Raw genomic sequence first — 12,636 nt, 5'->3', positions numbered from 1 at the left:
CCGCATCGTCCTCGTCCGCCCCGGGCTGGTGCGGCGCGTCGTCCTCGGCCGGGCCGAGCCGATGCGCCGCGCCGGGACGTCGACGCCGCCGAGTCGCCGTTCGAGCCGGGGCCCGAGATGCTGACCGCGCTGTACGTGCCGGCCGACCGGCCGGACCGGGTGGCCAAGGCGCTCGCCGGCCCGGCCGACGTGGTCCTGGTCGACCTGGAGGACGCGGTCGCCCCCGACCGCAAGGACCACGCCCGCGCGCAGGCGGCCGCGCTGCTGGCCGAGGTCACCGACCGCGCCGTGCAGGTACGCGTCAACGACGTACGCACCGGTGCCGGCGAGGCGGATCTCGCGATGGTCGCCGCGCTGCCGGCCGCGATCGGCGTACGGCTGCCGAAGATCGAGGACCCGGCCACCGTACGGGCGGTCGCCGCCCGGCTGCCCGGCCGCCCGCTGCACCCGCTGCTGGAGTCGGCGCTGGGCGTGGAGCAGGCGTACCGGATCGCGACCGCGGACCCGGCCGTCGCCTCGATCGGGCTCGGTGAGGCCGATCTGCGTGCCGACCTCGGCCTGCCCGCCGACGCCGACGACGGTCTCGGCTACCCGCGCTCCCGGGTCCTGGTCGCGGCCCGCGCGGCCGGGCTGCCGGCGCCGGCGCAGTCGGTGTACGCCAACGTCCGGGACCTGGCCGGGCTGGCCGCGTCGTGCCGGGCCGGGCGGCGGCTCGGCTTCCACGGCCGCGCCGCGATCCACCCGGCGCAACTGCCGGTCATCGCCGCCGAGTACGCCCCGACGGAGGCGGAACTGGCCGCCGCCCGCGCCGTACTCGCGGTCGAGACCACCGGCGCGACGGCCCTGCCGGACGGCCGCTTCGTCGACGAAGCCATCCTCCGCACCGCCCGCAACACCCTCCGCGACGCCCGCCCCTGACCACCGGCCCCGGTCGGGTCGACGGGGCCGGCCTGCTCGGGCCCTTCGGCTGGCTGCGTGGTCGTGCGGGCTGCCCGCACGACGGCGGCAACGCCACAACAGTGCGGCAACGACGGATGTCGGTCGCGATGCGGAGTGCTTGGCCGGGATCGGAGGAGCCGCCGCACGGCGGCGACCGCCGAACGCGAACAAGGCCCGAAGCGGTGGCTTCGGGCCTTGGGTGGTGCGCGATACTGGGATCGAACCAGTGACCTCTTCGGTGTGAACGAAGCGCTCTCCCGCTGAGCTAATCGCGCCCGGGACGTGGAGAACTGTACCCGACGGTGCCGGCCGGGGTGCAGGGCAGGGTCAGGTGTTCAGATACCCCCAGGTGACGGCGGCGAGGTCGATGCCGAAGCTGACCCGCACGGATGCCCACACCACGACCGCAACCAGGACGAAACCGCCCGCGCCGACCAGGGCGCGGATCGGCCAGGAGCGGCGCAGCAGCCAGTCGGTCCAGCGGTGCAGCTGCCGCCGGGTGAAGCGCAGCAGGTGCCGGGCCCAGGCGTACTCGACGGCGAGCACCGCGAGGCCGGCGATCACGATCAGCCAGCCCGGCCCGGGCAGCGGCACCAGGATCAGTCCGAGGACGACCAGCGCCCCGCCGAGCGTCCCCGCCCCGATCTTCAGCGCGAGCCGGCCGCCGGGGGTGGCCCGGATCCGGTCCAGCGGGTGCGGCCGGTGCAACTCCCGGTGCGCGTGTCCGGGCGTCGTGGTCGTCTGTCCGGGCGTGGTCGTCGGCGGTTGCCGATCGTGTTGCTGCATCTGGCCCGGCACCGCCCACCTCGCCTCGCCGATCGCCGGCGCGGGTCGCCGGTACTGCCTCGACGGTACCGGGATGGCGGCGGCCCACTGCCGCTTTTGTCCCGACCGCGGATGGGTCGTCCGGCGAACTTCTGCCAGGTTGTGGCCAACGGCGTATGCGCCGGCCGGAGACGGGGTATCACCTGAACAGAGCGACGATCGGGACCGGTCGGCGGGTTGTCATGACCCACGGTCGGCCCCGGTCTTACCGTCAGTGCGGGACCGAGCCGTTCCCGCCGAGCAGGCCAGGAGACGCCGATGCACCCGACGACCGTCGAAGTCGAAGCCTCACTCCAGCTTGTCGCCCCTGACTCGGTGATGCTCCCGGTCCGGTCGAGCCTGCGCTACGACCCGACCGACCCGTACGCGGTGCACGTGCTGTTCCATCCGGACGGCGTCACCGGCGGCCCGGTGAGCTGGTCGTTCGCCCGGGATCTGTTGGTGTCCGGGCTGACCGAGGCGACCGGCATCGGCGACGTGCGGGTCTGGCCGTGGTCCTCGTCGCGGGGCGACGTGGTCGCCCTGGCGCTGTCCTCGCCCGACGGTAACGCGCTGTTCGAGGTGCCGCGGGAGATCCTGGTCCGGTTCCTGCGGCGTACCTTCGCCGCGGTGCCCACCGGCGAGGAGAGCCGCTACCTCGACGTCGAGTCCGCGGTCAGCCGCCTGCTGCGCCAGTCGCCGCGCCCGGAGTAGCACCGGCGCCGGCGGCGACCTGGGCGTCGGTGATGCCGAACGCATCGGTGAGCGTTCGGCGGCCGCCGTCGGTGACCCGCAGGGCGCGGTCACCGGTGGCCCGGCGGACCAGCCAGCCCTGGGCGAGGAAGCGCGCGCAGATCGCCGCGCCGAGCGCACCGGCGAGGTGGCTGCGGCGTTCGGTGAAGTCCAGGCAGGGGCGGGCGAACGCGCGGCGCGCGGACCGGGCGGTCGGCACGTCGACGCCGATGCCGGTCAGCAGCTCCACCCCGACCGTGGTCAGCTCGTACCCGGCCGGAACGGTGCGCAACGCCTCGCGGGTGACGAGCGCGTCGTGCACGGCGACCCCGACCTGGCCGGCCAGGTGGTCGTAGCAGGTACGGGCGACGAGCAGCGCGGCGTTGGTCCGGGACTGCCGCAACGTCCGTACCGGCTTGGGCCGGCTCACCAGCGCCAACGCCTCCAGCACCTGGCCGACCTCGGGTGACGCGAGCCGGTGGTAGCGGTGCCGGCCCGCGGCGACCACCTCGACCAGTCCGCCGTCGCGCAGCCGGGCCAGGTGCTCGCTCGCGGTACCGGGAGAGACGCCGGCGATGCGGGCCAGTTCGCCGGCGGCCAGCGCCCGGCCGGCGAGCAGCGCGTCGAGCATCGCCGCCCGCGCCGGCTCACCGATCAGCCGCGCCACGGCGGCGACGTCCACCTCGCCGACGGCCACCGGCGCGGCGGCTCTCGCCGCTTCGATCGACTCGGTACTCATGCCCTGCACGCTAGCGCGGGCACCTTTCGGCCGGCGGCGAAGCGTCCGGGCCCTAGCGTCTGGCGGCGTGACCCGCTACCTGAGCATCGAAGACGACGACGACTCCCTACCGGAGACCGACGAACGCGACGTGACCACCCTGATCCCGGCCGCCGTGGCCGAGGTGTTGGCGGTCGCCGAGACGTGGCTGGCCTTCGCCGGCAACCCGGTCGTTCGCGACGGGAACGCCTGGACGCCGCACAAGGCGCTGCGCCGGGTGACCGACCACCTGATCGACCATCTCGCCGAGCTCGAGTGCCGGCTCGCCGGCGTACCCTCCGAGCCGGACCGCTGGCACGGCCGCCGGCTCACCCTGGACGCGGACTTCGCCCGGTTCACCGAGGCGGACCTGGACGAGGCGACCAGCCGGCTGCGGCGGCTGGCGCACTGCTACCGGGCCCGGCTGTCCGGGCTGTCGGACAGCGAGCTCGACGCGCCTGCCGCCGGTGCCTGGACGATCCGCCAGATCGTCCACCACGTCGCCGGCATCACCGCGTACGCCGAGCTTCTCGGCCCGCTCGCCTGAACGATCGCCCCGGCGCCCTGGCGCCCTGGCGCCCTGGCGCCCCGTCGGCCGGTCGGCCGGTCGCCGCGTCGAGCCGGCTCGGTCCGGCACGGCGTGCCGGTGTTGCCCGTCCGGGCTGCGTAGCCTGAGCCGATGCGATCAGCCCTGCGGTACCTGGCCGTCGCGGTCGCGGTGGTCACCCTGGCGGCGTGCTCGGCGAGCGGCGACCGGTCGAGCGCCGACCCTCGATCGTCGCGTACCCGTACCGCCGCCAGCCCGAGCCCCACCGGGCCGCCGACGATCAGCATCGAGTTCGCCGGCGACGTGCACTTCACCGGCCGTACCGCCGGGCTGTTGAAGGACCCGAAGACCGCGTTCGGCCCGGTCGCCAAGCAGCTGTCGGCGGCGGACCTGACGATCGTGAACCTGGAGACCGCGGTCACCACCCGCGGTACGCCGGAGCCGAAGGAGTTCCACTTCCGTGCGCCGCCGGCCGCGTTCGACGCGGTGAAGGCGGCCGGCGTGGACGTGGTGACGGTGGCGAACAACCACGCGATGGACTACGGCCGTACCGGCCTCGCCGACACGCTGCGGTACGCGAAGGCGGCGGGCGTGCCGGTGATCGGGGCCGGCGCCAACGAGGCGGCCGCGTACCGGCCGTGGATCACCACGGTGCACGGGGTGCGGATCGCGTTCCTGGCGTTCAGCCAGGTCACCGAGCTGGCGCAACAGTGGCTCGCGACCCCCGACCGGTCCGGCATCGCCGAGACGTTCGACACCGCGAGGGCCGCCGCGGCGGTACGGGCGGCGAAGAGGCAGGCCGACGTGGTGATCGTCTACCCGCACTGGGGGCAGGAGGGCAACCACTGCCCGATCGCCGACCAGCGCACGTTCGCCGCGGCGATGGCGAAGGCCGGTGCCACCGCGGTGGTGGGTACGCACGCGCACCTGCTGCTCGGCGCCGGCTGGGAGGGCGACACGTACGTCGACTACGGGCTCGGCAACTTCCTGTGGTGGCGCGACGACGCGTTCAGCAACGACACCGGGGTGCTGCGCCTGACGCTGACCGGCAGCAAGCTGACCGGCACCCGGTTCCTGCCGGCGGAGATCTCCCGCACCACCGGCCAGCCGATCCCGGTCACCGGCTCGACCGCGCGGCGCATCACCGGCAAGGTGGACGATCTTCGCGGCTGTACCGGATTGTCCGGCACGGCGGGCTGAACCACCGCATCGGTGCTGTTCGATACCGGGGGAGGCGGTACGACCCCGCGTTTGGCCGGTACCGAGCGATCGGCTACAGTTTCACTCGCCGCCGGGGCAACGAGCACCGGCGACGTGCGGACGTAGCGCAGCTGGTAGCGCATCACCTTGCCAAGGTGAGGGTCGCGGGTTCGAATCCCGTCGTCCGCTCGGATGCGGCGCCCGCGTGGCGTTCGTCCCTCGCCCGGCAGTGCCGGGACACCCGGTGGGGTGGCCGAGTGGCTTAGGCAAGGGCCTGCAAAGCCCTGTACGCGGGTTCGATTCCCGCTCCCACCTCGCGCGGTTAGCTCAGCGGGAGAGCGCTTCCCTGACACGGAAGAGGTCACAGGTTCAATCCCTGTACCGCGCACCAGCAGGCAACGGCCCGCGACCAGGATCTGGTCGCGGGCCGTTTCTTCGTGTTCGGGCGGTTCGCGTTCGGGGTGGGACGGAGGTTGCGCGGGACCATAGACTGCGCTCACTCGTATATTTCCAACATGTTGGAAGGTGAGCGTTGAAAACTAGTTACCCCGACTCGGGGTCGACCCCCTCGCCGCGCACCCGGGTTCCGCGATGGCTGCGGTGCTTCGCCGTCGCGGTGGCCGCCGCGGCCACCCTCCCGCTGGCCGTCGCCGGCGTGGCCCATGCGTCCGATGCGCCTGCCGGCACCCCGCCCGGCTCGATCGCGGCGGCGCCCTACTACTACTTCGACTCGTACAACCGGCCCGATCCGGTGGACATCATGCGGCGTACCGGGGTGCGCTGGTTCACGCTGGCGTTCGTGGTCGCGCCGGACGCGACGACCTGCGCGCCGCAGTGGGACGGCGGCGGCTCGTTCGACGCCGGTTCGGCGCAGAGCAAGACCATCGCCGCGATCCGCGCCGCGGGCGGGGACGTGATCCCGTCGCTGGGCGGCGGTGGCGTGTACAAGCTGGGCCAGGCCTGCGGCTCCACCGAGGCGCTGGCGGCCGCGTACCAGCAGGTGGTGGACGCGTACCGGCTCAAGGCGGTGGACCTGGACATCGAGGGCGCCGAGTTCGCCGACCCGGCGGCGCGGCAGCGCAACGTCGCCGCGCTCAAGCTGCTGCAGGACCACAACCCCGGGCTGAAGGTGTACCTGACCGTGCCGGTGTTCGACACCGGATTCAGCGGCAACGGCATCGCCCTGGTCGACGACGCCAAGGCGGTGAACCTGGACGTGACCGCGTGGGCGGGCATGGCCTTCTGGTTCGGCAAGGGCGCCATCGACATGGGCGACGCGTCGATCCGGGCGATGAACGGCATGCAGGCCGTCGTCCGTGACACGTACGGGATGAGCGACCGCGAGGCGTACCGGCACATCGGGCTGTCCAGCCTCGCCGGCGTCAACGAGGACCCGGGCGAGGTCATCACGCTGCAGGACTTCCGCCAGGTGCTCGGCTACGCGCACCGGCACCAGATCGGGCGCCTCACGTTCTGGAACGTCAACCGCGACCGGCAGTGCCGGGCCGACGGGTCCGATCTGCCGGACACCTGCAGCGGCGTGCGGCAGTCACCGTACGAGTACACCTGGCTGATCGCGCGGTACCGCCAGCCGGCGGCGTGAGTTGCCGCGGCGCCCCGGCCCACGCGGGTCGGGGCGCCGCCGGTACCCGATCGGGCGGGACCGATCGGCCCCTCTCGCCGGCCGCTCGGCCGGTGTACGGGGACGGCCCACTCGCGGGATCATGTGCACCATCGGTAAGGCGGTGGTAGCGATGCGTATGATCATGCGGTTCGAGATCGACACCGGGGCCGGCAACGAGCTCCTCCGGTCGGGCGAGATGCAGAAGGGTCTCGAACGGATGCTGGAGATGCTGAAGCCGGAGGCGGCCTACTTCTTCCCGGCCAACGGCTGCCGCGGCGGGTTCCTCGTCTTCGACCTGGCGGACCCGTCGCAGCTGGTGAGGCTGACCGAACCGATGTGGACGATGCTGCACGCTCGCATCGAGGTGACCCCGGCGATGAGCCTCGACGACCTGATGTCCGGCCTGGGCTCGGTGGCCGGCTGACGCGGCTCCGCCGCGGGTGGCCGATTGACGCGGCTCCGCCGCGGTGGCCGGGCTCAGGTGAGGATCTGGTTGGCCAGCCGGGTGGCCTGGTCGGTGTCGAACCTGCCCGCGATCTGCAACTCGCCGCCGGTGATCTGCTCGTTGACGACCGGCGCGGACACCACCTTGTCGCGCACCACGATGGCGAGCTGGTTCCCGGGCGGTGCGGCGGTCGCGATCTTCTTCGTCAGGTCGGCGAACCGCTTCCCGTCGTCGGAGCGCAGCGAGATCTGGATCAGGACGCCGCCCCCGCCGTACGTGTCCGGCTGGAGCGACAGGTCGCGCACCGCGCTGAGGCTCATCCCGGCGCCGACCCGGTAGCAGAGCTTCTTGCCGGACGTGTCCGTGCCGGACAGCTCGTCGCCCTGGCACGGCGCCGGATGCGACGAGCTGACCGGCCGCAGCCCGACGAAGTGGTCGAGCGTGCGCGCGCCGCTGTGGTCGCCGACGCCGATCGTGCCGTCGTCGGACGAACGCTGGACCAGCACCACGGCGAGGATCGCGCCGCCGACCACCACGACGACGCCCAGCACGAGCACCAGGATCAACCAGGCCGGGACCCGGCGCCGGGTGCCCGGCTCCGGTGCGGTGAAGGCCGGTACGCCGTCCGGCGGCTGGGGCTGCATGCGGCGAGCGTACCGATCGCCGCCAACCTCACCGCCCGGACGACGGGTCGCCGTGCCGGCCGTGCAGCAGCCCGGTGGACTGCCCGACCTCGATCAGGTAACCGTCCGGATCCCGCAGGTAGCAGCGGATCTCGGCGCCGCGGTCCAGCGGCGGCGTGACGAAGCGGGCGCCCTGCGCGCTCCACTGCGCGTGGCACGCGTGGATGTCGGCGACCCGCAGGTTCAGGAAGCTCGACGTGGGGTCGCCCGGCTCGTGGTCGACCAGCGAGATCCCCGGCTTGTCCGGGGTGGGCGGCCCGCCGGGGTTCATGATGATCCACGAGTTGGACAGCTGGACGATGCACGGGTTCTCGGCCATCACCACGGTGCCGCCGAGGACCCGCGAGTAGAAGTCGCGGGAGCGCTCGACGTCGCGCACGGTGAGGAACAGCGAGACGAGCAGCCCCTCGGTCGGCGCCGGTATCCCGGTGTCGCCGGTCATGACTCCTCCCGGTCGTCGCCGAGGGTGAGCAGGTCGGTCAGCGCGTACGTCGCACCCGCGGCCGGCAGGTGGGGCCGCCAGTCGGGTTCCAGGCTCAGGTAGCTCGCCGGATCGGCGCGCAGCAGCCCGATCAGCACCTCGGTCACGATCCGGCCGCCCACCGGGCCGAGCCGGTCGCCGTCGCCGCGGTGCTGCGCCTCCTTGAGCACGTAGTACCAGAGCGGGGTGCCGTGCGGCCAGTCCTGGCCGAGCTCGTCGGCGGTCAGCGGCGCGGCGCCGAGCAGCCGGGCGACCGCCTCGCCGCTGGGCAGCCCGGTCGTCTCACCGCGGATCAGGTCGCGGACCGCGAGCGACCGGTAGTCGTCGGTCTCGACCTCGCCGGTGACCTGCCGTGGCAGGCCGATCAGGCTGGTCGCGAGCCGGCCGTCGAGCCGCTTCGCCCGCTGCGCCGGCGGTCGGCCGGGCAGGTCGAAGATCTGCGCGAGATCCAGCCGGCGCTCGGCGGGCAGCGGCCCGAAGCCGGTCAGGTCGGGAAACAGCGGTACCGCCGGGCCGCCGGCGACGAGCCGGTAGCTGTGCCGGATCTGGCCGTGCCCGTACCGGTAGGCGGCGTCGGCGAACTCCAGCGGGATGTACCCGTGTCCCGGCTCCGGCGCGAACCACCGGCCGCCCTCGGCCAGTACCTGCTCGACCAGGTCGGCGCCGACCAGCCGGGGCAGGAAGTCGTGCACCACGATCCACTGGTGGTGCCAGGTCAGCGTGACCCGCGCGGCGTCGACCAGGTCGGCCTCGGCGACCCCCGCAGTACGCAGCCGGTCGACGATCCGGTTGTGCGCCCGCAGCAGCGCGACGTGCAGGCTCAGCGAGAACAGGTGTACGTCGTTGCGCGGGTCGCCGATCAGCGCGACGCCCTGCTGGTTGCGCGGTACGTCGTGGCCACCCGGTCCGAGCAGGAACTTCGCCGGATCCTCGAGGTCGAACAGGAACGGTGAGCCGATCGGCCCGTCGGCGTAGAGCAGTTCGAGGTCGAGCTTCGGGCCCCGCGCGTTGCGCAGGTGGTCGGGCCCGGTCGCGCCGCCGACGGGGGAGCGGTCGGCGGTGATGTCGTGCGCGATCAGCTGCCCGAAGAACGGCCAGCCGGCGGCCTCGGTGGCGTCGTCACCGGCGGTACCGGTCAGCCGGTCGAGCGCGGCGCCGGCGTCGCAGACGCCGCCGGGATCGCCGGCCCGCAGCAACGACTTCGGGTCGCCGGCGAGCGGTTCGAGCTGCGGGAACATCCGCCCGTACCGGGCCGCGGCGGTCGGGCGGTCGACGGCGCGCACCAGGCTCAGGCAGTGGTCGCGGGCGGGTACCCGGCTGCCGTGCCGGTGCGGCATCGCCGCCATCGGCTGCCCCGGGCCGAGCGTGTCGGCCGTCGACGTGGTCGGGCGGGACGCGTGGCCGGCGCCCGGCATCGCCTCGTGTACCGAGTCCTCGGCGGACTCGACCGCGCCGAGCAGGTTCTGCAGGCCGATCTCGTACCGCTGGGCGTCGGGGTCGAGCCACTCGTCGACCGGCCTCGGGTCCGGCCGCCCGTCGGGTCCGTCCCCCGCCAGTTCGAGCTCCGCCTCGACGTCGTGTTCCAGCGCGTGCAGGAAGCCGTCGTGCGGCAGGCGGTCTCGCCGGATGTCCCGCCTGCCGTCGTCGCCGGTAGGGCTGCTCATCGTGTCCCCTTTGGTCGGTCGCCTCGTCAGCTAGGACAGCGCGGACCGGCCGAACGTGACGGTCTCGCTGTCACCACCTCGGTGCGTGCTCTGTCACCCACGATGGAGGGCGGCCGCCCTCGCGGCGGAGGGGGCAGCCGCCGGAGCGGACGGCGGCGGGGTCCGCGGGCCCCGTACGGCGAGGAGTCGGGCGGCGGCGTCATCCGCGACCAGAACGGACAACCGGGACGACCTGCCGGTACGCCACCCGGTCACGACGCGGCGCCCCGGTTCGCCGATGCCGGCCCGGTCGACGAGGCCGAGCTGGCCGCGCGTGCGGACCGCGCCGGCGACCGCCTGACCCGCATGGTCCGATCCCGGTAGGAGAAGTGGCGAACACCTCGTGCGTGACTGCCGGCGACGGCAGATGATGGAGATCGCGCACGCAGGGGGAGGGACGTCGCCGCATGCCCGAGATCGAGACGCCCGACGAGGAGCTGTCGGACGCCACGGCGGTGTTCCTCGCCGTGCGGCCACGGCTGTTCGGGATCGCCTACCGGATGCTCGGCAGCGCCGCCGACGCGGAGGACCTGGTCCAGGAGGTGTGGCTGCGCTGGCAGCGCACCGACCGGGCCACGGTGGAGAACCCGGCGGCCTACCTGGCGACCGCGGTGACCCGACTCGCGATCAACGCGAGCCGCAGCGCCCGGGCGCGGCACGAGACGTACCCGGGGCAGTGGCTGCCGGAGCCGGTGGACACCTCCGCCGACCCGCAGCTGGGTGCCGAGCGCGGCGCCGCGCTGGGGCTTGCGGTGCTGATGCTGCTGGAGAAGCTGTCGCCGACCGAGCGCGCCGCGTACGTGCTGCGGGAGGCGTTCGACTACCCGTACCGGCAGATCGCCGACATCGTGCAGACCACCGAGGTGGCGGCCCGACAGCTGGTCAGCCGGGCCCGCCGCCGGCTCGCCGCGGACCGGCGCAGGCCGGTCGACCGGGCGCAGCACGAACGGATGCTGACCGCGTTCGTCGGGGCGGCCCGGTCGGGTGACCTGGCGGCGCTGGAGAAGATGCTCAGCGCGGACGTGGTCAGCACCTCCGACGGCGGTGGGCTGGCCCGGGCCACCAAGATGCCGGTGGTCGGCGTCGAACGGGTCGCGAAGTACGTGCGGGCGATCGGCCCGCGGTTCTGGCCCGGTACCGAGGTGGCCGTGGTCGAGGCGAACGGGCAGCCGGTGTTGCTGGTACGCCAGGGCGGTGAACCGGTCGGCCTGGTCGCGCTCGACGTCTCCGCGGCCGGCATCGAGCGGCTGATGTGGCAGATCAATCCGGAGAAACTGGCCACGTTCCGGGCTGTGACCGGCTAGACGCCCCACACTGGTCACGAACGGGCGTGCCACGTTGTCCTAGAGGGTGAACCCACATGATCGGGGGCAGCACCGTGAAGCGGATCCTCATCGTCGGCGGCGGGTACGCGGGCTTCTACGCGGCGTGGAAGCTGGAGAAGAGGCTGCGGTCCGGCGAGGCCGCGCTCACCGTCGTCGACCCGCGCCCGTACCTGACCTACCAGCCGTTCCTGCCGGAGGTCGCGGCCGGTTCGATCGAACCGCGGCACGCGGCGGTGTCGCTGCGCCGGCACCTGCGCCGTACCCGGGTGGTGCCGGGCTGGGTGACGAACATCGACCACGAGCACCGCAGGGTGACCGTGCGGCCCGACCTCGGCCCGGAGTTCGACCTGGAGTACGACGTCATCGTCGTGACGGCCGGCGCGGTCACCCGCAAGTTCCCGGTGCCCGGCGTGGCGTCCGAGGCGATCGGGATGAAGTACGTCGAGGAGGCCGTCGCGATCCGGGACCGGCTGATGACCTCGTTCGACCGGGCGGCGGCGCTGCCGGTCGGGCCGGTACGGCAGCGGCTGCTGACCGTCACGTTCGTCGGCGGTGGCTTCTCCGGCGTGGAGGGCTTCGGCGAGACCCTGTCGCTGGCCAACTCGCTGGTCCGCCGGTACCGCCGGCTGCACCGCAGCGAGCTGCGGTTCCACCTGATCGAGGCGTCCGGCCGGATCCTGCCGGAGGTGGGCGAGGAGCCCAGCCGGTGGGTGGTGCGGTCGCTGACCGACCGCGGCGGCCAGATCCACCTGGACACCAAGGTGGTCTCCGCCGTCGACGGCCACGTGGTGCTGTCCACCGGCGAGGAGTACGACTCGGGCCTGATCGTGTGGACCACCGGCAACGACGCGAACCCGGTGGTGCGCAACCACACCGACCTGCCGATCGGCGAGCGCGGCCAGATCGTGGTCCGCCCGGACCTGCGGGTGGGTACCGACGCGGAGCCGGTCGCGGACGCGTGGGCGGCCGGGGACGACGCCGCGGTGCCCGATCTCGCCGCCGAGGTCCCCGGCGGGTACGTGGTGCAGAACGCGCAGAACGCCTTCCGGCAGGGCAAGCTGCTGGCCCGCAACATCGCCGCGAGCCTGCGCGGCCGTCCACCGAAGCCGTACGTGCACCACAGCCTCGGCGCGGTCGCCACGCTCGGCATCGGCAACGGGATCTTCCAGTGGCACCGGATCGTGGTGAAGGGCTGGCCGGCGTGGCTGATGCACCGCGGCTACCACGTGCTCGCGGTGCCCACCTGGGAACGCAAGGTCCGGGTGTTCGCGGGCTGGGTGACGCAGGCGATGTTCGGCCGAGACATCGTGTCGCTGGAGTCGGTCGAGCATCCGCGGGAAGCCTTCGTCTCGGGCGGCAAGCCGGAGTGACCCGCCCGGTCACGTCTCGGACGACG

The 12,636-nt window shown here is 73.4% G+C and carries 13 protein-coding genes and 4 tRNA genes; 11 read left to right on the top strand and 6 right to left on the bottom strand.

Going from position 1 to position 12,636, the window contains the following annotated elements:
* Positions 1 to 117 precede the first annotated feature (117 nt).
* Complete coding sequence (locus tag NUM_RS08160; protein ID WP_207124182.1) at positions 118 to 918, top strand: HpcH/HpaI aldolase/citrate lyase family protein; 801 nt, start codon at positions 118 to 120, stop codon at positions 916 to 918.
* A gap of 221 nt (positions 919 to 1,139) precedes the next feature.
* Here NUM_RS08160 and NUM_RS08155 read toward each other — a convergent pair.
* Positions 1,140 to 1,214: transfer RNA gene (locus tag NUM_RS08155), tRNA-Val, on the bottom strand.
* A 52-nt stretch (positions 1,215 to 1,266) separates the two neighbouring features.
* A complete protein-coding gene (locus NUM_RS08150) occupies positions 1,267 to 1,725 on the bottom strand; it encodes a TIGR02611 family protein (protein WP_207124181.1) in 459 nt (152 codons plus the stop codon).
* A 297-nt stretch (positions 1,726 to 2,022) separates the two neighbouring features.
* Here NUM_RS08150 and NUM_RS08145 point away from each other — a divergent pair, with 297 nt between their 5' ends.
* Positions 2,023 to 2,457, top strand: coding sequence for an SsgA family sporulation/cell division regulator (locus tag NUM_RS08145; RefSeq protein WP_030444503.1), 435 nt, complete (start codon positions 2,023 to 2,025; stop codon positions 2,455 to 2,457).
* Here NUM_RS08145 and NUM_RS08140 read toward each other — a convergent pair.
* Positions 2,420 to 3,214 (bottom strand): ArsR/SmtB family transcription factor, encoded by a 795-nt coding sequence (locus tag NUM_RS08140; protein ID WP_207124180.1) that lies wholly within the window; start codon positions 3,212 to 3,214, stop codon positions 2,420 to 2,422. The genes NUM_RS08145 and NUM_RS08140 overlap by 38 nt on opposite strands.
* A gap of 67 nt (positions 3,215 to 3,281) precedes the next feature.
* On the opposite strand from NUM_RS08140, the gene NUM_RS08135 reads away from it, so the two are divergent.
* The 7 genes from NUM_RS08135 to NUM_RS08105 all read left to right on the top strand — a co-directional run bounded on the left by NUM_RS08135 (position 3,282) and on the right by NUM_RS08105 (position 7,027).
* On the top strand, positions 3,282 to 3,779 hold the full coding sequence (locus NUM_RS08135; RefSeq protein ID WP_225918412.1) for a DinB family protein: 498 nt from the start codon (positions 3,282 to 3,284) through the stop codon (positions 3,777 to 3,779).
* A 132-nt stretch (positions 3,780 to 3,911) separates the two neighbouring features.
* The gene (locus NUM_RS08130) at positions 3,912 to 4,979 is read left to right on the top strand and encodes a CapA family protein (RefSeq protein ID WP_207124179.1); all 1,068 of its coding nucleotides are present in this window, start codon (positions 3,912 to 3,914) and stop codon (positions 4,977 to 4,979) included.
* Between the two features lie 116 nt (positions 4,980 to 5,095).
* A tRNA-Gly gene (locus tag NUM_RS08125) sits at positions 5,096 to 5,168 on the top strand.
* A gap of 54 nt (positions 5,169 to 5,222) precedes the next feature.
* A tRNA-Cys gene (locus NUM_RS08120) sits at positions 5,223 to 5,294 on the top strand.
* A gap of 1 nt (position 5,295) precedes the next feature.
* A tRNA-Val gene (locus NUM_RS08115) sits at positions 5,296 to 5,370 on the top strand.
* Positions 5,371 to 5,511: 141 nt separating this feature from the next.
* Positions 5,512 to 6,582: a chitinase gene (locus tag NUM_RS08110; RefSeq protein WP_207124178.1), complete on the top strand. Its 1,071-nt coding sequence runs from the start codon at positions 5,512 to 5,514 to the stop codon at positions 6,580 to 6,582.
* Positions 6,583 to 6,733: 151 nt separating this feature from the next.
* On the top strand, positions 6,734 to 7,027 hold the full coding sequence (locus NUM_RS08105; RefSeq protein ID WP_207124177.1) for a DUF3303 family protein: 294 nt from the start codon (positions 6,734 to 6,736) through the stop codon (positions 7,025 to 7,027).
* A gap of 53 nt (positions 7,028 to 7,080) precedes the next feature.
* Here the strand turns inward: NUM_RS08105 and NUM_RS08100 are convergent, their stop codons facing one another.
* Genes NUM_RS08100 through NUM_RS08090 form a run of 3 tightly spaced genes read right to left on the bottom strand, consistent with a single transcriptional unit; the run spans position 7,081 to position 9,876 of the window.
* Positions 7,081 to 7,692, bottom strand: coding sequence for a SecDF P1 head subdomain-containing protein (locus NUM_RS08100; RefSeq protein WP_207124175.1), 612 nt, complete (start codon positions 7,690 to 7,692; stop codon positions 7,081 to 7,083).
* A gap of 28 nt (positions 7,693 to 7,720) precedes the next feature.
* Complete coding sequence (locus NUM_RS08095; protein ID WP_207124173.1) at positions 7,721 to 8,173, bottom strand: VOC family protein; 453 nt, start codon at positions 8,171 to 8,173, stop codon at positions 7,721 to 7,723.
* Positions 8,170 to 9,876, bottom strand: a complete 1,707-nt coding sequence (locus NUM_RS08090; RefSeq protein WP_225918411.1) for a peroxidase family protein — start codon at positions 9,874 to 9,876, stop codon at positions 8,170 to 8,172. Before NUM_RS08090 ends, NUM_RS08095 begins: the two co-directional genes overlap by 4 nt.
* A gap of 446 nt (positions 9,877 to 10,322) precedes the next feature.
* Between NUM_RS08090 and NUM_RS08085 the strand changes: the two genes are divergently transcribed.
* The gene (locus tag NUM_RS08085) at positions 10,323 to 11,219 is read left to right on the top strand and encodes an RNA polymerase sigma-70 factor (RefSeq protein ID WP_207124171.1); all 897 of its coding nucleotides are present in this window, start codon (positions 10,323 to 10,325) and stop codon (positions 11,217 to 11,219) included.
* Positions 11,220 to 11,275: 56 nt separating this feature from the next.
* Positions 11,276 to 12,610, top strand: a complete 1,335-nt coding sequence (locus tag NUM_RS08080) for an NAD(P)/FAD-dependent oxidoreductase (protein WP_225918410.1) — start codon at positions 11,276 to 11,278, stop codon at positions 12,608 to 12,610.
* Positions 12,611 to 12,636 lie beyond the last annotated feature (26 nt).

Source organism: Actinocatenispora comari, assembly GCF_017312725.1.
GTDB classification, from domain to species: domain Bacteria; phylum Actinomycetota; class Actinomycetes; order Mycobacteriales; family Micromonosporaceae; genus Actinocatenispora; species Actinocatenispora comari.
This window is presented reverse-complemented; position numbering and strand designations above follow the sequence as displayed.